Here is a 23,646-nt window from a genome sequence, read left to right on the forward strand (position 1 = left end):
GTATCCAAACATATCCTTTTCCCGTATAACAATTAGTTAGTAAATAGCGGAGAAGATTCATGTCGGCAAAGGAAAGAAGCCTACCTACCCATCGCATCTCAAGATTCAGCAAGTTCGCTTCACTTGCTACCCGTGTCGCAGGCAATGTGATTGCAGAAGGCACGAAGCAGATAGCCAAAGGCAACAAACCAAAAGCGAAAGACCTCTTGCTGACGCCACAGAACATCGCGCGCTTAACTGACCAACTTGCTCACCTGCGTGGCGCTGCAATGAAGCTTGGTCAAATGCTATCAATGGATGCTGGTGATGTTTTAGAACCTGAACTTGCCGATATTCTTTCCCGTCTTCGTTCCAACGCAGACCCAATGCCTGCAAAACAACTCAACGCAGTAATGGAAAGTTCGCTGGGAACGAATTGGAAAGCTGAGTTTCTGTCATTTAACTTCAAACCAATCGCCAGTGCATCAATAGGACAAGTGCACCAAGCCTACAGCGATGCGGGCGATAACCTAGCCGTCAAAGTGCAATATCCGGGCATACGGAAAAGTATCGATAGCGACGTCGATAATGTCGGTACACTGCTCAAGGTCGTTGGGTTGATTCCCGAGTCTGTCGACTACAAAGGATTACTCGAAGAAGCGAAAAAGCAGCTACATGACGAGGCCGATTACGCACGAGAGGCACAATTTGCCATTCGTTATCATGACGCTTTGAAGGAGCACCCTCATTTTGTGGTGCCCAAGATTCATACTGAAAGTTGCTCAGACTCCGTTCTCGCGATGGAATTCATTGATGGTAGCCCGATTGAGCAAATCGAACATTATGATCAGAGTACGCGAGATTTTGTCATGCACAGCCTACTCGAATTACTGTTCAGGGAGCTGTTCGAATTTAAGATGGTACAAACCGACCCAAATTTCGCCAACTACTTATATATCGAAAACACTCGTCAAATCGGCTTGCTAGATTTCGGGGCCACTCGAGAGTACAGCGAGCGGTTCAGCACTGGTTATCGCCAAGCTTTCGCATCTGTCGTTAACAATGACGAACAAGGCTTGAATAATGCGCTTGAACAAATAGGCTTCTTCAGCCAAACCATCCTTCCAGACCAACGCCAAGCGATTCTCGATCTAGTGAAAATGGCATGTGAACCGATGTTAGTTGATGAGCCTTATGACTTTAAAGCCAGCGGCTTAGCACAAAAGCTTCGCGAGGCTGGCACCATTCTAAGCATGGAGCAAGAATACTGGCATACTCCACCAGCAGATGCCCTATTTTTACACAGAAAAATCGGCGGAATGTACTTGCTGGCAGCCCGTATTGGCGCAAAAGTGAACATTCGCCAATTGGTACAGCCATATCTCATCATCAACAGCGAATAGCCTATTGTTTTTCTGTTACTTTCAAGTACCTTGAGCAAGGTTAAGGTGCATAGTTGTGCATCTCAATAACATGCCATACTTCCATAAAACGAATTAACTATCGGGGTACTCGGTGAGCAAGTTTCAAGATCTCTCCACTCTAATCCAGCAAATTGGCCAAGCCGAAGAAGCGGATCAAGTCGCAACGCTCAATGAATCTATTGAAGCGGGCCTCGAGCCCGGCGCGGTTGCCCTGATTCTAGAAGCCTTTCCAATCGACGATCGTGTTCGCTTATGGCGAGCTTTACCACTAGAGCTACATATCGACGTGTTAACGGAAATGCGTGCGGACGTACGTTTCTCTATCATCAATGCGTTATCTGAAGTCGAGCTAAAGCTAACTCTCGCTAAACTCGACAACTTGTCGCTCATCGAATGGGCCGATTCGTTGCCAGAGTCGATCATCAACGAAGCGCTCTCGTTGATAGAAAAAGATGAGTTGGAACTTTACGATCAAGCAAACGAGTATGCTGATGAAGAACTCGGCCACTGGGCTGAACGTAAGATCATCACCCTGCCCTTCAACATTACGATTGGGACAGCTAAGCAGTTAATGGAGCGCTATAGCTACGACACACCTCAACAGGTGTATCTGATTAATCGTAATAAACAGTATCGTGGAACGGTCAACTACTTCGATATCTTACGTGGTGACCCCGATACTCGCTTAAAAACACTCGTTATTGAGGCTGTGACGGTTCTAGACAGTAAAATGATGCTTCCTGAAGCGGTAGAGGCATTAGAACACAGCACACTGCCCGCTCTCCCTGTAACTGATGCAGACCAAACACTGATCGGTGAAGTCGATTGGCAGTTTGCATTGAGTACACAGCGTGAAATCTACGAAGCACGTTTGATGGCCGGTACAGGTATGGATGAAGGCGATGACTTGTTTGCGCCAGTATTAAAAAGCTCGCAAAAGCGCGGTGTTTGGTTAGGCATCAATCTGCTTACTGCGATTTTGGCGTCTGTCACTATCGGACTATTTGAAGATGTAATTGCGCAGGTGGTGGCTTTGGCGGTGCTCATGCCAATTGTTGCATCCATGGGGGGCATTGCTGGCAGCCAAACGCTCACTCTAATGATTCGTGCGATGGCGCTTAATCAGATCACCCCAGGTAACCGCTTCAAGCTTTTGAAAAATGAGTTGGGTATTGGCTCTCTGAACGGCATTGCTTGGGCGTTAATCATCGGCGGGCTCGCCGGATTGTGGTTTCAATCTCCGGTTCTTGGGGGAACCATCGCGCTGGCCATTATCGTCAATATTATTACCGCAGCTTTATTTGGTGTGCTGATTCCCATTATTCTGGATAAGTTTAAATTGGACCCCGCTTTGGCTGGCTCGGTGATTCTAACAACAGTGACAGATGTAGTTGGTTTTTTCGCCTTTTTAGGAACGGCGAGTTTAGTCATGCTTTAAAAGGTTCATTGTTTATTAATCAATCATTAGCATAATAGAGTCAAATTGCATAACGCAGTTGCAAATTGCAAACATACTCAAACTTTAAGCAACGCATGTCACAGAAACTACGTATTTTAGGGCATATTAAAGTTGGCACAGTAACTGCATTATATAAATCGACCCTTCTTAAGCCGAGGGTCACCTAGCCAACTGACGTTGTTAGTGAACTTGATTTTGTTCACATGTATATAAGCCAATCGCACTCTTTGCGGTTGGCTATTTTTTTATGTGGCTATTGCCCTCTTATCCTCTGACCGAGCTCGGTTGCACTTTTCTTACCCACAACAGATTGTTTACTGTTTATAAAATTCAAATATTCGCCCACTAAACCATTAGAAATACCAGCCTCAACAAAAATAAATCACCTACATAAAATAAAACCAAGAAAACACACCCAAGAAAAGAACAAATAACGTCCAAACCAAAAATCTCATCATGAAATCGTTTTCTTTTCATAGAAATCGACTGAACAATCCAGAGTTATAGATAAATTTAATCCATAAAAACAAATGGCAATTCAAAACACTAATTTCACATAGAAAACCTGTCTATAAATCATAGAAAATACGTAAAAATAAATTTTTCAATTTTAGAATTTGAAAATTAAACCATTGTTATTAAAGGAAAAAATACAAACCAAAAACCAAGCAAACGTTTAAATTTCAATTTTATCATTGACTATTAAATTTACATCACGATAATACGCGCCGTTTGCCTGAAAACCAGGTGCTATAATTAAATATTTCAATGTGCGGAGGTAATAATGGCTGGAGACAATAATTACAGTCTTGGACCAGTTCCCAACACGGCCAGAAAAGGCGTGGCATCACTTACAATGGTGATGTTAGGACTCACTTTTTTCTCCGCAAGTATGTGGACTGGGGGTTCTCTCGGTACTGGGCTCTCCTTCAATGATTTTTTCCTCGCTGTTCTCATCGGTAACCTAATCCTCGGTATTTACACTTCTTTCCTCGGTTACATCGGCGCTTCTACTGGTCTCTCTACTCACCTTCTTGCTCGTTTCTCTTTTGGTTCTAAAGGCTCTTGGCTTCCTTCCGCTCTTCTTGGCGGTACTCAAGTTGGGTGGTTTGGAGTTGGTGTCGCGATGTTTGCGATTCCGGTGCATAAAGCAACGGGCATCGATACCAACACGTTGATCCTTGTATCCGGTTTGCTCATGACCGCGACCGTTTACTTTGGCATCTCCGCACTGATGGTGTTGTCAGCAATTGCCGTTCCTGCCATTGCGCTACTTGGCGGCTACTCTGTCATCGAGGCAGTAAATAGCGTTGGTGGTATTGGCGAACTACAACAAGTTCAACCAACCGAGCCACTCGATTTTTCAATAGCTCTCGCGATGGTTGTCGGCTCTTTTGTCAGTGCTGGTACATTAACGGCGGATTTCGTACGCTTTGGTAAAAAGCCGCGCAGCGCCGTGATGATCACCATGGTGGCATTTTTCATCGGTAACTCGTTAATGTTTATCTTTGGCGCGGCAGGTGCGTCGGTGACGGGTCAATCAGACATTTCTGAAGTGATGATCGCGCAAGGTCTTCTTATTCCAGCTATCATCGTTCTTGGCTTGAACATCTGGACGACCAACGACAACGCGCTCTACGCATCGGGTCTTGGATTTTCCAACATCACAGGCTTACCAAGTAAATACATCTCAATGGCGAACGGTCTTGTTGGCACACTTTGCGCTCTCTGGCTCTACAATAACTTTGTTGGCTGGCTGACCTTCTTATCTTTGGCAATTCCACCGATTGGCGGTGTGATCATCGCTGACTTCTTCACGAACCGTAAACGCTACGCAAACTTTGAAGCCGCCCAATTCCAAAACGTTAACTGGGCTGGCATTATCGCTGTCGTGATTGGCGTTGGTGCGGGACACTTCCTGCCTGGCGTAGTGCCGATTAACGCTGTACTTGGCGGCGCAATTAGCTTCCTGATTCTTAATCCTATTCTTAACAAAAAAGCACTGGCTACACAGCCAGCGTAAGGAACCATCATGACAACACTACTGATCAAAAACGTAACGCTAAAAGGACAAGAAGGTCTGCAGCAAATTTTGATTGAAGATGGTCAATTCAAGCACATTGAAAGCAACGATGTGGAGCTTAGTCATAACGGTGACATCATCGATGCTGAAGGCGGTATGGCGGTTGCGCCTTTCTGCGAGCCACACATTCACTTAGATACAACTCAAACCGCAGGCGAGCCAAGCTGGAACATCTCTGGCACATTGTTTGAGGGTATTGAACGTTGGGCTGAGCGCAAAGAAATGCTGTCGATTGAAGACGTGAAAGCGCGCGCAAAACAAACCTTAAAATGGCAGATAGCAAACGGCGTACAACACGTTCGTACCCACGTCGATGTTTCAGACCCTACCCTAATTGCCCTAAAAGCGATGGTAGAAGTGCGTGAAGAGATGAAAGAATGGGTAGATATCCAAATCGTCGCCTTCCCGCAGGAAGGAATTCTCTCTTACCCAAATGGCAAAGAGCTGCTAGAAGAAGCCGTCAAATTAGGTGCGGACGTGATTGGCGCGATTCCACACTTTGAATTCACACGCGAATATGGCATTGAATCGCTGCACTACGTATTCGAGTTAGCGCAAAAATACGACCGCCTGATCGACGTGCATTGTGATGAAATCGATGACGAACAATCTCGCTTCGTTGAAACACTGGCAGCATTAGCGCACAAGTTTGATATGGGGAATAAAGTCACGGCCAGTCACACCACAGCGATGGGTTCCTACAACGGTGCATACGCATCTCGCCTGTTCCGTTTATTACGCATGTCCGGTATCAACTTCGTGGCAAATCCATTGGTGAACATTCACTTACAAGGCCGTTTTGATGATTACCCAAAACGTCGCGGCGTAACACGAGTGAAAGAGATGCTGAATGCCAACATCAACGTCTGCTTTGGACACGATGATGTATTTGACCCTTGGTACCCACTAGGCACTGCAAACATGCTGCAAGTGCTGCATATGGGTCTGCACGTGTGTCAGGTGATGGGTTACGACCAAATCAACAACTCACTGGATCTGATCAGCACCAATTCAGCACGTACACTGAACATTCAAGATAAGCACGGCATTGAAGAAGGCAAACCAGGTAGTTTACTGATTCTTCCCGCAGAAAATGGTTTTGACGCAGTACGTCGCCAAGTGCCGGTTCGCTACTCTGTTCGTCACGGTAAAGTGATTGCAGAAACACAGCCTGCAACAACTCATATTCATCTTGAACAAGCAGAGCAAGTAACGTTCAAACGCTAAAAAGATCGGCGAAACGAAAAAGGCCTGACGACATCGTCAGGCCTTTTTTCTACTGGTAAACATCACTGCTCGCTCTGTCTATTCTTGTCTCATAAACCACTGAACACATTGAAAGGCCATATAAAACGGCTCAGTACCAAACGTTGCACAAGGTTCTGGTGGCTGAATCTCAATTACACCATCGCACTTGGAAATTATTCTAAGCGTTGGGCATACTTCTGACTTCATTTTAGTTGTAGATATGAACCATGACGTCATTAAACCAGATAGAACCGCAATTTTTGGAATTTATGCAGCAAGAGATGCAAGTAGATGCAGCTCATGATCTTAAACACGTAAAACGCGTGGTCAAAACAGCGAAACAGCTCTGCAAAGAAGAAAATGCAGACATCGCGATTGTATTACCGGCTGCCTATTTGCATGATTGCTTTACTTACCCGAAAGATCACCCAAATCGCAAAGAGAGCTCAATCATCGCAGCCAAAAAAGCGGTAGCATTTTTAGAGAGTATCGATTATCCGCAGCAATATCATGATGCCATTGCTCATGCGATAGAGGCACACAGCTTTAGCGCAAACATCAGGCCAAATACGTTAGAAGCCAAAATCGTCCAAGATGCCGACCGTCTGGACGCTTTAGGCGCAATTGGCGTGACGCGATGCATTCAAGTCAGCACTCAATTTAACGCGCAACTTTACAACGACAGCGATATATTTGCCGAAGAACGTGAACTTAACGATAAACAATTCACTCTGGATCACTTTCAGACCAAGTTATTCAAAATCGCTGAAACTATGAACACAGAGTCAGCAAGACGCGAAGCGCAAAAACGCAAAACCTTTATGCAAACGTACCTAGAGCAGTTACACGACGAGGTAACAGCGTAAATGTCAGAAAGCTATACGTTAATTAAAGAGCTTAAACGCCAACTAAAGTTAGCTGGGCTGCATTATGCTGATGTTGCACAACACCTTGATTTAAGTGAAGGAAGCGTCAAACGTTTACTCGCTGAAGGTCAACACATTAGTCTTGAACGCTTAGAACGCATTTGCCAATTGATTGGTTTAGAAATGGCGGACCTGTTTAAGCTTGCGGCTGCGCACAATAAAGGTCTAGAGTCGCTAACGTTAGAGCAAGAAAAGCAGTTGGTTGATGATAAAGCCCTGCTACTCGTGGCAATCTGTGTTGTAAATGGCTATCAGTTTGAGCAAATCGTTCAGCAATACACCTTCAATGAATTTGAACTGGTGCAAAAGCTTGCTCATTTGGATCGTCTGAACATCATCGACTTACAGCCAAATAACAAAATTCGTTTGCGTATATCTCCGACATTTAAGTGGCAGATGGGCGGCCCTATTCAACGGTTCTTCCAACAGCAAGTTCAAGACGCCTTTTTCCAAAGCTACTTTTCTGGTGAAGATGAAAAGTTCTCCATGGCAACAGGATTGATGAGTGTACCAACCAACAAGAAGCTACAACAGAAACTGCAAAAGGTCATCGATGAGTTTTATCAGGCTTGCCAAAATGATAGCTCTCTCGATATGGACGAAAAGCACGGCACCTCTCTGATTATTGCGATGCGTCGTTGGACGTTCCCTCTGTTTGAACCATGGGAAAGAAAACCTACTCAGAAGTCTCGGAATTAGTAACTCAATAAACGAATGGAAATGAAAGTAACGAACTTCGTTACTTTTGGTGGCATACAACGTCACTTGAAAGAGAAAGCTGGTTTAATCGTTCATTGAGCATAAAGTGCTCCCATCTCATTCGACTTTGTTTAATCGGGGCCCGTATGTTTTTCTCAAAACGCTTTTTTCCTTACTTTGTGACGCAATGCCTTGGCGCACTCAATGACAACATCTACAAAAACGTTCTGTTATTGATGGTGACATACAGCCAAATTGATAACCTACCAATATCCGTCAATCTATTCGTTAATTTGGCGGCAGGCTTATTCATCCTACCTTTCTTTCTATTCTCAGCGCATGCTGGTGCCGTCGCTGACAGCATGGACAAAGCCAAATTAATCCGACGTCTAAAGCTCATCGAACTAGCTATCATGTCTTGCGCAGCAACCGCTATTGCCACCCAAAGTGCCATGCTGATGCTGGTTCTGCTGTTTATGACAGGCACTCAATCGGCCTATTTTGGTCCCGTGAAATACGCCTTGCTACCACAAGCGCTCAAACCAAATGAGCTTGTTAAAGGAAATGCTTGGGTTGAAATGGGCACGTTTCTTTCGATTCTTATAGGTACGCTTAGCGCAGGCCTGCTGCTAGCCATTCCTAATGGTACCTTGATTGCTTCTTGTACCGTGATTGCCTTGTCTTTGCTTGGGTTCATGAGCAGCGTGAATATTCCAACGATGCCTAGCCAATCGAATGACAAAGCGAAATTTGAACCGATTTCTGGTTTAAAGAACACGTTAAAAGTGGCAAAAAAACAGAGAGGCATCTGGATGTCTATTCTTGCCATCAGTTGGTTCTGGTTCATGGGTGCGACTTACCTAACTCAATTCCCTAACTTCGCACGCGAACATTTGTTCGCAGATAGCACTGTCGTTTCTTTACTGTTGGCATTGTTTTCCATTGGTATCGCTACAGGCTCTTGGTTGTGTGAAAAACTTTCTTTCAACCACGTTGAGCTTGGCATTTTGCCATTCGGTATCCTTGGTCTGACAGTCTTTGGCGTCGACTTGCTATGGGCAGTCCCGAGTTATCTATCACTTCCGGTGCACTTTTATGATGTGCAAAACTTCGTTGCTGAATCAAAACATCTACGCGTCATGATTGACCTGTTCCTTGTTGGTGTAAGCGGCGGTGTCTTTATTGTTCCTCTTTATGCGTTCATCCAATCGCGTTCAAACAAAGGGGAGTGTGCACGTGCCATTGCTGCTAACAACATCATGAATGCGTTGTTTATGGTGGTGTCTGCTTTGGTTTCGATCGTTGTACTCAGCGTACTGGAGCTTTCTATTGTGGAACTGTTTGCCATGATGGCAATAGGTAACTTCTTCGTGGCGATCTATGTCTATCGCCAAGTATCGGAATTTACACAACGCTTTATCAGTTATTTACTCAGCCATTGTATGTATCGTGTGTCCGTAAAGGGGCGCCAACATATTCCTGAACAAGGTGCTGCGTTAATCGTGGCTAACCATGTTAGCTATGTCGATGCATTGATTTTGATGGGAACCTCTACTCGCCCGGTTCGTTTTGTGATGGACAAGTCCATCAGCGAGCTACCTGTTCTTAAATATGTATTCCGTCATGCCGGTGTTATCCCGATCTGTTCTCCACGCAAGTGTGCCGACACTTACCGACGAGCATTTGAGCAGATTGAACAAGCACTTAACGACGGTGAGGTTGTCTGTATCTTCCCTGAGGGTCGTTTAACGTCTAACGGTCAATTGGGTGAGTTTCGCCCTGGTGTGGAAAAAATCCTTGAACGTAACCCTGTACCTGTCATCCCTATGGCGTTAAAAGGGCTTTGGGGTTCTTTTTTCAGCCACAAAGGCGGACATGCTCTCACAAAACGACCGACTCGTTTTTGGTCAAAAGTGGATGTTGTAATCGGTGAAGTGTTAAGTCCTGCGTCTTTAAATCGTCATCAATTGCAACAACAAGTACAGGATTTACTGGGCTGAGTCGCTTGCTACAGCAGTCAAACTTTGCAGCAAAACGTAAATATGCACCACAAAGCACAAGTAGTTCTTTGTTAATTAGAGTAGGATATCTACGACGTCATAAATCTAGGAGGTATTATGAAAATCATCATCTTACATGGTCTTTATATGCATGGGCTGGTCATGCAGCCTCTTAGCCAAAAGCTGAGAAAACTCGGATACGAAACGCAAGTACTCAGCTATAACACTGTTGCTATCGATGAGTCTTCACTGTTTGATTCTATTGATCATTCGCTTAATCCACTGACCACAAACGTGCTCGTGGGACACAGCTTGGGAGGCTTGATGATTAAGCGCTATCTCGCCAACAGAAAACCGAGCACTAACTTAATCTCTCATGTTGTCGCTATCGGTTCGCCTCTTAAAGGCGCGTCCATTGTAGGTCGAATTCAAGATCTCGGATTGGGTGCAATTTTAGGCAATTCGCCACACCACGGATTAAACAAACATGATGACGCCTGGGATTTCCCTCAAAAACTCGGCAGTATCGCAGGAACGATGCCGATTGGCGCTCGCCCATTGTTGATCCGTAATGACAACACCATGTCGGACGGTACCGTTACCGTAGAAGAGACAAGACTGGACGGTATGCAAGATCATATCGAAGTGAAGCAAACGCATACGAGCCTGATTTACAACACCTTCGTGCCGCAGCAGATTGATCACTTTATTCGCACAGATTATTTCCGTCGATAGCACACTTTTCCATCATACAGATGGAATCGACTTTCCAAGCTATTCAGTTCGCAGTACTATCCTAGCTCCACTTCTTCACAACTTGGATGAAGTGGTACATTTTTAATTGTTCTCAGGGCGGGGCGAAATTCCCCACCGGCGGTATACTTTTTCAAGTGAGCCCGCGAGCGCTCGATTCGTCGAGGTCAGCAGATCTGGTGAGATGCCAGAGCCGACGGTTATAGTCCGGATGAAAGAGAATAAGAATACACCAGCATAGCGAGTCAGATCGCTAAGAATGCTGGTGCACTTCTTTTTGATCGTATTTTACGGCGATCTCTCATACCGCCCTGATTCTGGTGAAATTTAGGAGTTAACCATGAATCAGTCATCACTACTTGCCGAATTCGGCGACCCAATTACTCGCGTTGAAAACGCACTTATCGCTTTAAAAGAAGGCCGTGGCGTACTGCTTCTTGATGATGAAGATCGCGAAAACGAAGGCGATATCATTTATTCAGTCGAGCACCTCACTAACGAGCAAATGGCATTGATGATCCGCGAATGTAGCGGCATCGTTTGTTTGTGCTTAACAGATGCTCAAGCAGACAAACTGGAACTGCCTCCAATGGTGGTAAACAACAACAGCGCAAACCAAACCGCATTTACGGTTTCTATTGAAGCGAAAGTTGGTGTAACAACGGGTGTTTCAGCAGCAGACCGCGTAACGACCATTAAAACGGCGGCAAACCCGCACGCAAAACCGGAAGATCTTGCTCGCCCGGGTCACGTATTCCCTCTGCGCGCACGTCCAGGTGGTGTAATGACTCGCCGTGGTCACACAGAAGGTACGATTGATCTGATGCAAATGGCAGGGCTTCAACCCGCTGGCGTACTGTGTGAAGTGACCAATCCAGATGGCACGATGGCAAAGGCACCGGAGATCGTAGCATTCGGTCGCCTGCACAACATGCCGGTACTGACGATTGAAGACATGGTAATGTACCTGAACCAGTTCGAGTTGAAACTGGCATAGTCAGATCTCAGCTCTTGAAAAAGCCGCGCATTTGTGCGGCTTTTTTGATCGATCCTCTTTGCACTTAAGTAGTTATACTTATTGAAAACAAGGGGAACAACACCATGAAAGGATTACTGAACTTCGCCGCTCTCGTTAGCTTTCTCTCCATGAATTCGCTTGCTCTTGCATCTGAGTGCCCTGATATTCTTCAAGGTAAGCAAAGGTTGTTAAACTCAACGGAAGAAGTCGATCTATGCGAAAGCTTTAAGGGAAAGACACTACTAATCGTCAATACAGCAAGCCAGTGCGGCTTCACTCCTCAGTTTGAACAGTTAGAAACCCTCTATCAAACTTACAAAGACCAAAACTTCACCGTTATCGGTTTCCCGAGCAATGACTTTCGACAAGATAGAGGAAGCGAAACAAACACAGCGAAAGTCTGTTATCTCGATTACGGGGTCACCTTTCCAATGATGGCTCGCTCTTCAGTATTAGGTGTAGATGCGAACCCAGTCTTCAACCAGATTACTAACCAAGCAGGCATAAAACCAAAATGGAACTTCTACAAGTTTCTAATTAGCTCTGAAGGTAAAGTTATTGCTACTTTTCCAAGCTCCACATCACCGACAAGTACTACGCTTACCAATATGATAGAGCAACAATTATAAGGTGACGACCATGACAACACGCTCAACCATGCTACAACTCGGTTACTTAGGCCTGGTTCCATTTGTGTTTAGTTTAGGGCTGATTTTCACTGACATCTCATTCTTCAATTTAAGTGGTCAGCAATTTTTCATCGCATATAGCGCCGTTATATTAAGTTTTTTATCCGGCATCCTTTGGGGTAATGGCATTGAGCATTACTACCATCGCCTTAGCCGAAATATATTAATTCTCAGCAACCTTTTTGTCTTACTGGCTTGGGGCGCATTACTGCAGGGCCACAAACATTACGCAGTCGCAACCCTACTCTTAGCAATTGGGTACCTTGCTGTTTGGTATGCAGAAAAGCTCGTGAGGAAAGTCGAACAAGACGCCGAGCCCAAGGGATATCAAGGAATGAGGAGCAAACTGACCTTCGGCGTAATCGTAATGCACGGATTGGCTTTAGTTTCATAACCTGGTCTGTCCAGTACTAAGATCACAAAAAAACGTCTTTTTATAAAACAATGTTCATTTCGTGAATGCACACATATTTTGAACACTGTTTTGTTTCATTTATGAACCAATCCACATATAAGTAATTCAAAGCATTCACAAAGGATATGAATATGTTTTTTCGCAAACTTTTGTTTAGCACTGCGATGATCAATGCAACGACAGGTTGCGTGTCTTACCAAGCACAACAAGCCGCCGCTCAAACAGTAAATAATACAGGAGCCGTGCTTACCAATGTGATTAAAACCACGATTGCTCAGCCATGTAATGTTGCAATCACTGCTGCTAGCTTGTTTTATCCGCATGCCATATTTATGACTAGTGTTCCGACTCAAGCATGTACAAGCGTTCTTAGATAATACGAAAGTGATAAGCATAAAAAATGGCGACTCTACCGTCGCCATTTTTAAGCTTCAATGCTATTTACAGTTACAGCGTCAATAAGTAGTTAACTAATTGATTGTACTCGTCGTAAGTACGAATTTCGTTGGCCAAAACAATGTATTTATTGTTCACAACCACACCCGGAACCCCTCTCAACGTGCTGGCAGAGAATTGCTTATCAAAACCTTTCTGCATTGAGTTTACGGCGAAACTATTGTACGCCGCATCAAACTTCTTACCTTCGACGCCATTATCAACGAACAGCTGTTTCAGCTCAGCTTCGTCTTTTGGCGCTTGTCGCTTTTGATGAATTTGGGCAAACATAGCAGGAATCATTGTATCTTCAACTCCTAGCGACACCATCGTCGCGTAGGACTTGGCCATCGGAATCGCCATATCTCCGCCCATGAACCCCACATGTACCTTTTCAAACTTTGCCTCTTTTGGCAGAGCAGGTTTTAAACGCTCAATAAGCGACTCAAACTTGTAGCAATGTGGGCAATAAAAAGAAAAGAATTCCGTCACAACAGGTTTCGATGCTTTCTTAACATCCAGAACTTTGTAGTGCTTCCCTTCTTCAAATTGCGCTGCATGAGCGGTAAAAGTCAGTAAAAGTGCACTACATAAGGCAAGTAGTTTTTTCATTGTTTATTTCCTTATGGCATTCAAATGCCAAATCATTTCATTTGGTAAAAAGGGGGAAACCCCAAGTAATTTGAGATGAGGAATTAAACAATCGGAGGACGATAAAGTTTGGTGATCACTGTCACTACTTTTTCGACTAGAGGCCTATCAATCAAGGCAAGGCTATAAGGAAGAAGCAGTAAGTCGTTTTGAGATAAGTTGGCGGGAATTTTGACCATGCAGGAAGAGCTACAACTCGTGTGAGATTGTTGTGCCTTATTGATGGCTGACTCATCGTGATGTGATTCTACGCAGTCGTCATTGACGCCAAGTTGTTTGTGCAGAGCAGCCTGTTGAACAATAAGATCGCGTACTTCAATTGTTTTCATCGGAGCGGAAGCCTGCGCCACAGGAGCGACACTACTCAAAAGCATAGCAACTAAGCAAACTATCGCAGTCAACAATGTACGGTTAAACTTCAACATAGCTACATCAAGGAAAATGGTGATTTAAGATAATACATGATAACGATTTGACTTCAAGATACGGACTCTCGGCTCGCTAACAAACTCTGTTCTTTGACCATTTTAGGCTAGTGAATTTTCTCTCTAACGCTCCCTCAGTACACGAAACCAGCACAACGAGCTATTCACCGTTCGGATACTCCCCTCATCAGGTACCAGCAACAATTCGATAAAACTTGAAATCATTATGAAACACGAGTAATAGTTAGAACGGTTTTTGTACGAACAAGGAAAGATCAATGCTTAAAAAAAGATTCTTTAAGACAAAAGATGAAGTCGAAGTCACGTTCGAGCTAGATAAAGATCAGTGGGACTCTGTCCAAATTGCTGGAGACTTCAACAACTGGCAGCCAGAACCGATGAAATTAGTGAAGAAAAGTCGTCAGTTTAAATTTAAAACCCGCTTACCTAAAGCGCAGAATGTTCAGTTCCGTTACTTGCTCGATGACGCGAAGTGGGAAAATGACCCACAAGCTGATGCTTACGTTCCAAATGCATTTGGCAGCGACAACAGCGTCGTGTGTACCACCGAATAAGCGGTAATTTCGCTTTAAGATTCCATACCTAGGCGCAAACGTTGCGCCTTTTTGCATCTCTCTAAATGTGATAGGTGATTAGATTTAAATTATTAATTGGCAATTTTATCCAATTAACTCATCCGATAACCTTATTCTGAGAAAGCTTTATTTGAAATAATTCGTAAATTTGTTTAAGTTCCATTGATATTAAATATTGTATACATCACTTAAATGAACGCACAACAAATCAAACCATCTCTAATCATTGTGGAAGACGATCCCAAATTACAAACTATGTTGGGAGAGTATTTTGTTGAACAAGGTTTTCAGGTCAAATGTATCGACAATGGGACGGACGCACCTAATGCGATTATTGACACACAACCAGACGTGGTGCTGTTAGATTTGATGCTACCCGGACAAGATGGTCTGAGTGTATGTCGTCAAATCCGAGAATGCTACAAAGGCAAAGTGTTGATGCTAACAGCAAGTGATGATGACTTCGATCATGTCGCCGCATTAGAAATAGGCGCAGATGACTTTGTTACTAAACCCATCAAACCTCGCGTATTGCTGGCTCGTATTCGCATGCTATTAAGAAGAAAAGAGGCGGCGCCTACCGAGTCCGAAAACGGCCTACAAATTGGTGTTCTGTGTTTAAACCGATTGCGTAAATCGTGCGTAATGAACCAAGAAGAAATTGCGCTGACAGACGGCGAGTTCGATTTGTTGTGGGTTCTTGCTACGCATGCTGAAAAAACACTATCACGTGAGTGGCTGACCAAAACACTACGTGGTATTGAATACGATGGCACAGACCGCACCATTGATAATCGCATAGTGACACTGAGAAAGAAGCTAGGCGATGCTTCTTGCTCACCACAAAAAATCATTACCGTTCGCGGCAAAGGCTACCTATTTATGCCTGATGCATGGAATGAATAATGAGACGGATTTATCTGGAAAGCTTTGTTGGCCTTATCATTCTGTTTATGGCTAGCTTGTGGGGATACGAGTTCTTAGTTTATGAGATCAACACAGATTATGACTACCTATTACAAGAGCATGAGGGTCAAGCTTTTCACGATCTGATCTACCCTATCTATAAAGAACACGGATTAGAATATACTCAACAACAGTTGGAACAATTTGCCACATCAAGCCATCGTTTGTTGGTGCCTCATACGCTTGAAGAGCTTCCAACAGACATCAAAAAGGCGTTTGAAAGTGATACCTCCGTTAACGTCGCTTACGATGAAGAAAGGGATATCTGGTTCCGCCTAGATGCGAACACGCCTATCTTTAAAATGAGCGATAATCCGAATAGCCCTGTGGTTAAAGCAGCCAACTTTGACGACAATATCGTTTGGTTGTTCTTTTTAGCTGGATTTGCTCTGTATTGCATATTGTTGATCTGGTTCTTAAGCCGTCGAATTCGAGAGCTAGAGAGAGTGACCGTTGAGTTTGCCTCAGGTAACTTCAAGGCTCGAGCTAGTACCTCAAGCGCTAAGTCTGTTGGGACGTTAAACAAAAGCTTTAACACGATGGCCGATAAAGTATCTCGCTTGATCACTAGCAATAAAATGCTAACTAACGCCGTTGCACATGAATTGCGTACCCCAATCTTCCGCTTACAATGGCAAGCAGATTTGTTATCGGATTCAACCTTAACTGAACAACAGAAAAAGTATGTTTACAGTATCGTCGAAGACATTGACGAGATGGAAGAAATGGTTGAAGAATTGCTTTACTACGCAAAGATGGAGCGTCCTGACACAGCATTACAAACTCAAGAAGAAGTCGTCCTATTCAACTTAGTCAAAGAATTACGACAGAGATGGCAAAAAGAGACTACGCTCGCTATCTCGCTTCAAGAAGTAAACTCAGAAAACGTTCTCGCGTTTGCTGACCCAAAATTGTTAAAGCGAGCCTTAGATAACTTGCTGCGCAATGCAATGCGGTACGCAGATAAGCAGATTTTAGTGGAGATAAAACACGATCAGCACCGCTGCTTCATCAATGTTCATGATGATGGCATAGGTATTGAAGAAAAGCATTGGCCTCATCTATTCGAACCATTTTACAGCGCGGATGAATCTCGCAACAAAAAGACGAGCGGGTTTGGGCTCGGTTTGGCGATTGTCAGACAGATAATGGAGCTTCAACGTGGAGAAGTTTCGATTTGCCATAGCCCACTTGGAGGAGCTTGCTTCACACTTAGCCTCAAAAAATCAGACAGTTAACTTAACCTTCCTACCCCGTTTACAGAAGACGACACTTCAATACACTCAAGCGACAGAGCCCAACAATAAAACAGTGTACATTTAATCCATAAGATTCACACACTAAATGGATAGTACTCATGTATAAATCTTTTATCCTGATTATGGCGCTTACTTCTACGCTTACAGCTTGCGCCTACAACCAAAAACCTGTCGTCGACATGACCAATGTTGACCCTAGTACATATGAACAAGACTTTCTTTACTGCCAAGGCTATGCAGAAAATGTCGACAAATCAGAGGCAGCGAAATCTGAAGCCACTAATGGGGCAGTTACAGGCGCATTGATCGGCGCAGCTGCTGGTGCGCTAGAAGACGGATTAGGTGGAGCGGCTGTCGGTGCTGCTGCCGGCGGAGCTGTAGGAGCTGGAGCTGGTGCTTTGAGTGGAACAAATGATTCAACCAAAACCCAATCTCTCGTATTGCGTAAATGTCTCCAGAACAAAGGCTATACCGTCTACGATCTTGATTAAATAAGCACTTTTCTTAAATTATCGCGCGATGGATTCTATTCACAAATGTTTCACGCTGTAACGATTAATCTCGTTACCTCTCTGGGATATGTGTTCCATCCCAATGCTTAAATAGTAAGGTCATATTTTGAAGCCAGGTAAAACAGGTATACGCCGTGTCATGGATGCGACCGGCTATTCATTTCAAGGATTGAAAGCCGCATGGACACACGAAGCCGCTTTTAGACAAGAATTGATTCTCGCCTTGGTGCTTTCCGTCTGTGCTTTTTTCCTTCCTGTCACCACATATGAAAGAGTGCTGATGATCAGTAGCCTGTTCTTGGTATTGATCGTCGAACTCATTAATTCCGCCGTAGAAGCGGTTGTCGACCGTGTTAGCGATGACTGGCACGAGCTCAGTGGTAGAGCCAAAGATATTGGCTCAGCAGCAGTATTTGTTGCGTTAACTCTTGCCCTTTTTATTTGGGCTTCGTTCTTGCTCTAATTTTTATTCAAGACACTCATTATGAAGACACATGATTTACAACAGAGAGGTATCTCTTACGTTACCTTTACTTTCCTGTTGGCGCTGTATTTCGCTCTCGTCGTAAATATCCCTATTTATAAAGAACTGATCGGCATCTTTACACGCTTAGATAATGTCAAAATTGGATTTATTATCACAATACCAATTTTCTTTCTTGCCGCGCTCAATTTCCTTTTTAATTTATTTAGTTGGCCTTGGATCGGCAAGCCGTTCTTTATAATTTTAATTATTGTTTCAAGTATGGTGAGCTACGCAAGCTATAACTATGGCACACTTTTCGATTCTGGAATGATTGCCAATATTGTTGAAACCGATTCGAGCGAGGCGAGTTCTTACCTGAGTGCTCACTCTGTAATTTGGACGCTGATTATGGGAGTTATCCCAGCGATAATTGTCTTTAAGGTCAAGCTGCAATCTCAACGTCACCAATTACTGTACTTCTATGTTACCAAATTAGTATCGATGCTGTCGTCGCTAGCTGTCATCGCCGTCATTGCCAGCGTGTACTATCAAGACTACGCATCTGTAGGGCGCAACAATAGCCACCTAAAAAAAATCATCATACCCACCCAGTTCGTTTACAGCGCGACCGGGTATGTGAAGGAAAAATATTTCACCACGCCAGAGCCATATCGAGAAATCGGCACAGATGCAAAGCAGTCAAATAGCGCCGTACAGCAAGCACAGAGCAAACCAACACTACTGGTTTTTGTCGTAGGAGAAACCGCTCGAACTCAGAACTACCAACTCAATGGCTATACACGAGAGACAAACCCTTATACTAGTAAACTGGATGTTATCTCATTTCAAGACGTCGCGTCTTGTGGCACCGCGACTGCTGTATCTGTGCCTTGTATGTTTTCACAGCTCACGCGAAACGAGTTTGAACGCGCCAAAGCGGATAACCAGGACAATGCTCTCGATATAATGCAGCGCGCCGGGGTTGACCTCATTTGGAAAGAAAATGACGGTGGGGATAAAGAAGTAGCCCACAAGATCAAGAAAATCGAAGTGGATCGAAAGCAAGTAAGCCCTATGTGTAATGGCCAAACTTGTTACGACATGGCGCTATTAGATCATTTTGATCAGGAAGTCGCGGATATGCACGGTAACCGAGTGGTCGCCATGCACCTTATAGGAAGCCACGGTCCGACCTACTTTCAGCGTTACCCAAGAGACAACGCCTTCTTTAAACCAGACTGTCCACGTGCAGATATCGAAAACTGTAGCATCGAACAAATAGTGAACACATATGACAATACAATACGCTACACCGATCTTGTATTGGCAGAAACCATCAAAAAACTTAAAGCGTTAGAGTCTGAGTATAATACCGCGCTAATTTACATATCGGATCACGGTGAGTCACTAGGCGAAAACGGATTGTTCTTACATGGTATGCCTTATGGCCTTGCACCAGATTTCCAAAAACGTGTTCCTTTGATTATGTGGCTGTCTTCGGGCTTTAAACAAGCGAAGCAGATCAATACCGACTGTTTGTATAAACAAGCACAGAATGCAGGCCAATACTCACATGATAACGTGTTCCACTCTTTATTAGGCATTATGGATGTACAAACTCAAGCCTACGATAGCAAGTTAGATATATTCAAAGCCTGCCGAGCCGTTTCCTAAATCATTCAATAAAGCCTGGCTCAAAGTGTGAATCAGGCTTTTTCTAACAAGGTATTTAAACTCATCGCCGCGCCAAGCGTTATACTGACAGTCCGCGATCCATACATCGAGATAAGGACTAGGATGAAAATTGGTATTATTGGTCTAGGGGATATCGCTCAGAAAGCATACCTTCCTGTTATCACTCAGCTTCCAAATATCGAACTTGTATTTTGTACCCGCAACCCAAACACACTTGAGAGCCTGGCTAAGCAGTATCGAATCTCAGAGATCTGCCAAGACTACCAGCAACTTCTGCACTTTGGCGTCGATGCCGTCATGATTCATGCGGCAACAAGCGTACACCCTCAAATAGCGGCATTTTTTCTGCAGCATGGAATTCCAACCTTTGTCGACAAACCATTAGCGAATAGTGCTGATGACGTGGAAAAGCTGTACGACATTGCCGAAAAAGAGAGACAGCCACTCTATGTGGGCTTTAACCGTCGTCACATTCCACTTTACAACCAACATATGCCACAAGTGCAGCAAGGCAACATATCTGACTTAAAGTCGCTACGCTGGGAAAAGAACCGTCACCAACTACCGGGGGATGTTCGTACCTTTATATTTGATGATTTTATTCACCCATTAGACAGCGTTAACGTCACAGCCAAAGCCGATCTAAAAGATGCTTATGTAACTCATCAACTTGAAGGTGGTCAGTTGGCGCGTTTAGATATTCAGTGGCAACATGGAGATACTTTGCTCCACGCCTCGATGAATCGCCACTTCGGTATCACTACAGAGCGCGTTCAAGCTTGTTATGCAAACAAGGCAGTTGAGTTCGACTCCTTCGTTGAAGGCAAACTATGGCAAGCTAACCAAGAGCAAAAAATCAATTTGAAAGACTGGACGCCAATGCTAACGAGTAAAGGTTTCCATTCGATGTTGCTCGATTGGTTTGGCGTCGTTGAGTCTGGAAATATTGCTGATGAAGTAGTAACACGCAACATTGCTAGCCATCGATTGGCAGAGCAAATTTGTCAATATCTCGAGAAAGTTGTCTCTAGATAATGCGATTCTTGGCTATATGCTTGATTGAGTATTACGCTCTATACTAAAAAGACTTGCCTTAAGGAAGGCATTCATTCTCTGTTAAGACTACGGCGATTATTCTATCAATCAGGTGAATGAGGGCACAAAAGCACACATCGACAAAACAGACGGTTTAGATTTGTTTTACGGTGCTCTCAGGTATCTGAATCATCACATTCAAGAATAAAGGAAATAGAATGAGAACACTTGGTAACATCATTTGGTTTGTATTTGGTGGCGTATTTATGGGGTTGCTATGGTGGTTTTTTGGTATTTTGGCCTTTATTAGCATCATCGGAATACCTTGGGGGCGTGCGTGTATCGTTATGGGTAATTTTTCCTTTTTCCCATTCGGTAAAGAGGCCATCTCACGCGATGAATTGACCAATGAAATGGACATTGGCACGAGTCCGCTCGGCGTTATTGGTAACGTCCTTTGGTTTGTATTTGCAGGCCTTTGGTTAGCTATCGGTCACGTACTTTCTGCCGCAGCATGCTTTGTCACCATAATCGGCATTCCGTTTGCGCTCCAACACCTCAAGCTAGCGGTTATTTCACTCGCACCAATTGGTAAAACGGTTGTATCGTCAGAAGAAGCTGCAATGGCTCGATACAACATCAATCGTTAGCAAAAAGCTAATGCGCTTTCTATCCTCTGGGCAGTCATGCTCAGAGGGTAACGCCCGTCAAAAGTAAGCCTATAATCGCTATCGCATATTCAATAATGGCTGATTGTATATTCATACCGTCACCTTTACGTTGAAGTTTATCCTAGCTCAGCACTGCTTTACTTTTATAATTAATTAATACGCCCAATCGAGTTCAAGATGCTAGACTCATAGCGTCGTCACTGACTCAAACTCCAAGAACGACGTAACGAAAAAGCGAGCTATCCTATGCTCGAAATATGGATTCTTTCCCCCTCGAAGTAGAGTTCAACAACAAAAAGACGAACTATAATCATAGCCAAAATTAATGCTTTTCGACCTAAAATATCTCACATCAATCAAAGAAAGCTTCTAAGATTTTCTCTTTTTGAGTAAATATAGAGAGTTACAGTAGCGAAATTCTTCTCGGTAAAACTCCCCACTCAATCTCATGATCAGTTTTTTTAAAAAACAACAAAAATTCGTTGTTATCTAGAGTAATTATTTTATTTGTCGCAGAGCAATTCCATCAATATCATTTGCGACATCGGAGTGCTAGAGCATTGAACTTTTTAGCATTTATCACAGGTATAGAACGTAAAAAACCTTTTATTACTTATTTTTCTTTTTACATATGTTCTAACTCAACGTCTATTCAGACAGGAATATACCGTGGATAAATATCAAGCAGCTTATGCTAAGCGTCTAGAGAAACTAAATGGGGATCCATCTCCTAAAACGATAGCCCGCCTTTCGGCTTGGGATGCGTTTTTTAACAAGGAGTACGAGCTCCAAGACTTGGAATACCAGCTATCGGACGCTGCGCACCAGCACTATGAACAGTCGCATGCGAAGAGCGACATTAGCTTCAAAGAATTCAAACGAGCGTTCTATAATGAATCCATCAAAATTTACAATTTAACTGATGGCGCTTCTATCCAGAAAGTATTCACCCCATTACTTTTGCTTACAACGCTCTGGATAGTGTTTGTATGCCTATTTAACAAGTGATCATCAAACTATTCCAACAACGATCAGTATGGGACTACAGGTATGGCTCTATGTAAGGGGGCTAATTCGCTCGGTCTCCTTCACTAAATTAGCGACTCAATTACCCGCAATTCCATAGGCTAAAAGTGACAAGGGCATCCGTTGATGCCCTTTTTATTCAAAGGAACGCAACCTAGACCTTTGGCCCACTTGGGTATAAAACCATTATGCGTTAAGCTGCACGCTATTATCCGATTGATAAAGAGTGGAGCGAAGTGATGGAAAAAGTAGGCTCTCGAGCATTGATTGTCGAAGGTGGAGCCATGCGAGGCGTATTTTCATGCGGCATACTCGATCATTTTCTTGCTAGCGAGTTCTCTCCATTTGATAGCTTTTGGGGAGTGTCTGCGGGTGCTAGCAACTTGGCTGCCTACTTAGCTAAAATGCCCGGACGTAACTTAAAAATCTACCTCGATTACAGCTTAAGAAAAGAATTTATCTCTCCATCTCAACTTCTACGTGGTGGTGATATGATGAACTTAGACTGGATGTGGAATGTCACCCTCGAAGAACTTGGCATCGATAAATCTGCGCTCAAAGCTGATTCACGACCTTTCTTTTTAGGCGTGACGCGTCAAGACAATGGGCAAGCGGAGTACCACCTTCCTGATGTCGACGACTTGGCAGAAACAATGAAAGCCAGCAGCGCACTGCCTGTACTTTACCGAAATGGCGTATCACTGAACGGAATTAGATACGTTGATGGTGGCGTCTCAGACGCACTTCCTGTTGCAGAAGCAATAAATCGAGGAACCAAAAAGATTATGGTTTTACGCAGTCAGCCCGCAAGCTATCAAAAGCCAAGAGGAAGATTCAGCGCCCTAACTAGGAGGATGTTGAAAGAAACGCCCGGATTAATTGAACCGATGTTGACACGTGAAGTTCGCTACAATCAGACCTTAGCGCTGATCAACAACCCACCACCTGGTATCGAAATCATTCAAGTGTGTCCTCCTGAAACATTCAAGTTGAAACGGCTGAGTCGATCGCCAGCACCACTGCGTCATGCTTATGAGTTAGGAATTGAAGCAGGAAAGGAAGCCATCATACGCTGGAGTCAGAAGTAGAAAAAAGCCACGTGGATTAAACGTGGCTAACGCAAATTCGATGGCAGTGGATTATCGTATTTGCTTCTGGTCGAGCCCAATATTCAGGCTCAAAACTGTTTTAATTTGCTCGCTAACTGAGAAAGCGA

24 protein-coding genes and 1 riboswitch are annotated in these 23,646 nt (G+C 43.9%); of the genes, 22 read left to right on the forward strand and 2 right to left on the reverse strand.

Annotated elements, in window-relative coordinates:
* Positions 1–59: 59 nt before the first annotated feature.
* From R7O03_RS00635 to R7O03_RS00690, 12 genes are all read left to right on the forward strand, one after another.
* Positions 60–1,382 (forward strand): AarF/ABC1/UbiB kinase family protein, encoded by a 1,323-nt coding sequence (locus R7O03_RS00635; RefSeq protein WP_318131284.1) that lies wholly within the window; start codon positions 60–62, stop codon positions 1,380–1,382.
* 112 nt (positions 1,383–1,494) lie between these two features.
* The gene (locus tag R7O03_RS00640; protein ID WP_005373641.1) at positions 1,495–2,841 is read left to right on the forward strand and encodes a magnesium transporter; all 1,347 of its coding nucleotides are present in this window, start codon (positions 1,495–1,497) and stop codon (positions 2,839–2,841) included.
* 805 nt (positions 2,842–3,646) lie between these two features.
* Positions 3,647–4,885: a cytosine permease gene (codB, locus tag R7O03_RS00645; RefSeq protein WP_047101164.1), complete on the forward strand. Its 1,239-nt coding sequence runs from the start codon at positions 3,647–3,649 to the stop codon at positions 4,883–4,885.
* Positions 4,886–4,894: 9 nt separating this feature from the next.
* Positions 4,895–6,172: a cytosine deaminase gene (locus R7O03_RS00650; RefSeq protein ID WP_005373646.1), complete on the forward strand. Its 1,278-nt coding sequence runs from the start codon at positions 4,895–4,897 to the stop codon at positions 6,170–6,172.
* A 248-nt stretch (positions 6,173–6,420) separates the two neighbouring features.
* The gene (locus R7O03_RS00655) at positions 6,421–7,059 is read left to right on the forward strand and encodes an HD domain-containing protein (protein WP_065275174.1); all 639 of its coding nucleotides are present in this window, start codon (positions 6,421–6,423) and stop codon (positions 7,057–7,059) included.
* Entirely contained in the window at positions 7,060–7,818 is a 759-nt protein-coding gene (locus tag R7O03_RS00660; protein ID WP_005373649.1) for a helix-turn-helix domain-containing protein, read from the forward strand. It begins immediately after the preceding gene.
* 146 nt (positions 7,819–7,964) lie between these two features.
* Positions 7,965–9,818: an MFS transporter gene (locus R7O03_RS00665; RefSeq protein WP_318131285.1), complete on the forward strand. Its 1,854-nt coding sequence runs from the start codon at positions 7,965–7,967 to the stop codon at positions 9,816–9,818.
* A 117-nt stretch (positions 9,819–9,935) separates the two neighbouring features.
* The gene (locus R7O03_RS00670) at positions 9,936–10,553 is read left to right on the forward strand and encodes a hypothetical protein (protein ID WP_005373653.1); all 618 of its coding nucleotides are present in this window, start codon (positions 9,936–9,938) and stop codon (positions 10,551–10,553) included.
* Between the two features lie 104 nt (positions 10,554–10,657).
* Positions 10,658–10,798, forward strand: a riboswitch (FMN riboswitch).
* 113 nt (positions 10,799–10,911) lie between these two features.
* Positions 10,912–11,568 carry a 3,4-dihydroxy-2-butanone-4-phosphate synthase gene (gene ribB, locus R7O03_RS00675; RefSeq protein WP_005373655.1) on the forward strand — a complete coding sequence of 219 codons (657 nt, stop codon included), beginning with the start codon at positions 10,912–10,914 and terminating at the stop codon, positions 11,566–11,568.
* 104 nt (positions 11,569–11,672) lie between these two features.
* Positions 11,673–12,218 (forward strand): glutathione peroxidase, encoded by a 546-nt coding sequence (locus tag R7O03_RS00680; RefSeq protein WP_005373657.1) that lies wholly within the window; start codon positions 11,673–11,675, stop codon positions 12,216–12,218.
* Positions 12,219–12,228: 10 nt separating this feature from the next.
* Positions 12,229–12,672: a DUF3429 domain-containing protein gene (locus tag R7O03_RS00685; RefSeq protein WP_042522685.1), complete on the forward strand. Its 444-nt coding sequence runs from the start codon at positions 12,229–12,231 to the stop codon at positions 12,670–12,672.
* A 152-nt stretch (positions 12,673–12,824) separates the two neighbouring features.
* Positions 12,825–13,070, forward strand: coding sequence for a hypothetical protein (locus R7O03_RS00690; protein ID WP_005373664.1), 246 nt, complete (start codon positions 12,825–12,827; stop codon positions 13,068–13,070).
* Positions 13,071–13,140: 70 nt separating this feature from the next.
* Here R7O03_RS00690 and R7O03_RS00695 read toward each other — a convergent pair whose 3' ends face one another.
* The gene (locus tag R7O03_RS00695; RefSeq protein WP_005373667.1) at positions 13,141–13,740 is read right to left on the reverse strand and encodes a thiol:disulfide interchange protein DsbA/DsbL; all 600 of its coding nucleotides are present in this window, start codon (positions 13,738–13,740) and stop codon (positions 13,141–13,143) included.
* Between the two features lie 83 nt (positions 13,741–13,823).
* On the reverse strand, positions 13,824–14,204 hold the full coding sequence (locus tag R7O03_RS00700; RefSeq protein WP_005373669.1) for a hypothetical protein: 381 nt from the start codon (positions 14,202–14,204) through the stop codon (positions 13,824–13,826).
* Positions 14,205–14,482: 278 nt separating this feature from the next.
* Between R7O03_RS00700 and R7O03_RS00705 the strand changes: the two genes are divergently transcribed.
* The 10 genes from R7O03_RS00705 (at position 14,483) to R7O03_RS00750 (ending at position 23,518) form a co-directional block, all read left to right on the forward strand.
* On the forward strand, positions 14,483–14,779 hold the full coding sequence (locus R7O03_RS00705) for an isoamylase early set domain-containing protein (RefSeq protein ID WP_005373671.1): 297 nt from the start codon (positions 14,483–14,485) through the stop codon (positions 14,777–14,779).
* A gap of 213 nt (positions 14,780–14,992) precedes the next feature.
* Positions 14,993–15,706: a response regulator gene (locus tag R7O03_RS00710; RefSeq protein WP_005373673.1), complete on the forward strand. Its 714-nt coding sequence runs from the start codon at positions 14,993–14,995 to the stop codon at positions 15,704–15,706.
* Positions 15,706–17,004, forward strand: coding sequence for an ATP-binding protein (locus tag R7O03_RS00715; RefSeq protein WP_318131286.1), 1,299 nt, complete (start codon positions 15,706–15,708; stop codon positions 17,002–17,004). Before R7O03_RS00710 ends, R7O03_RS00715 begins: the two co-directional genes overlap by 1 nt.
* 119 nt (positions 17,005–17,123) lie before the next feature.
* A complete protein-coding gene (locus tag R7O03_RS00720) occupies positions 17,124–17,516 on the forward strand; it encodes a glycine zipper family protein (protein ID WP_005373677.1) in 393 nt (130 codons plus the stop codon).
* Between the two features lie 127 nt (positions 17,517–17,643).
* Complete coding sequence (locus R7O03_RS00725; protein WP_017635149.1) at positions 17,644–18,000, forward strand: diacylglycerol kinase; 357 nt, start codon at positions 17,644–17,646, stop codon at positions 17,998–18,000.
* A gap of 21 nt (positions 18,001–18,021) precedes the next feature.
* The gene (locus R7O03_RS00730) at positions 18,022–19,677 is read left to right on the forward strand and encodes a phosphoethanolamine--lipid A transferase (protein ID WP_318131287.1); all 1,656 of its coding nucleotides are present in this window, start codon (positions 18,022–18,024) and stop codon (positions 19,675–19,677) included.
* Positions 19,678–19,800: 123 nt separating this feature from the next.
* Positions 19,801–20,733, forward strand: a complete 933-nt coding sequence (locus tag R7O03_RS00735; RefSeq protein ID WP_115386524.1) for a Gfo/Idh/MocA family protein — start codon at positions 19,801–19,803, stop codon at positions 20,731–20,733.
* A gap of 218 nt (positions 20,734–20,951) precedes the next feature.
* The gene (locus tag R7O03_RS00740) at positions 20,952–21,383 is read left to right on the forward strand and encodes a YccF domain-containing protein (RefSeq protein WP_005373685.1); all 432 of its coding nucleotides are present in this window, start codon (positions 20,952–20,954) and stop codon (positions 21,381–21,383) included.
* Between the two features lie 690 nt (positions 21,384–22,073).
* Positions 22,074–22,412: a hypothetical protein gene (locus R7O03_RS00745; RefSeq protein ID WP_017635147.1), complete on the forward strand. Its 339-nt coding sequence runs from the start codon at positions 22,074–22,076 to the stop codon at positions 22,410–22,412.
* Positions 22,413–22,669: 257 nt separating this feature from the next.
* On the forward strand, positions 22,670–23,518 hold the full coding sequence (locus R7O03_RS00750) for a patatin family protein (protein ID WP_318131289.1): 849 nt from the start codon (positions 22,670–22,672) through the stop codon (positions 23,516–23,518).
* Positions 23,519–23,646: the final 128 nt, after the last annotated feature.

The sequence above is a fragment of the Vibrio sp. Vb2960 genome, from assembly GCF_033337665.1.
Taxonomy (GTDB): domain Bacteria; phylum Pseudomonadota; class Gammaproteobacteria; order Enterobacterales; family Vibrionaceae; genus Vibrio; species Vibrio alginolyticus.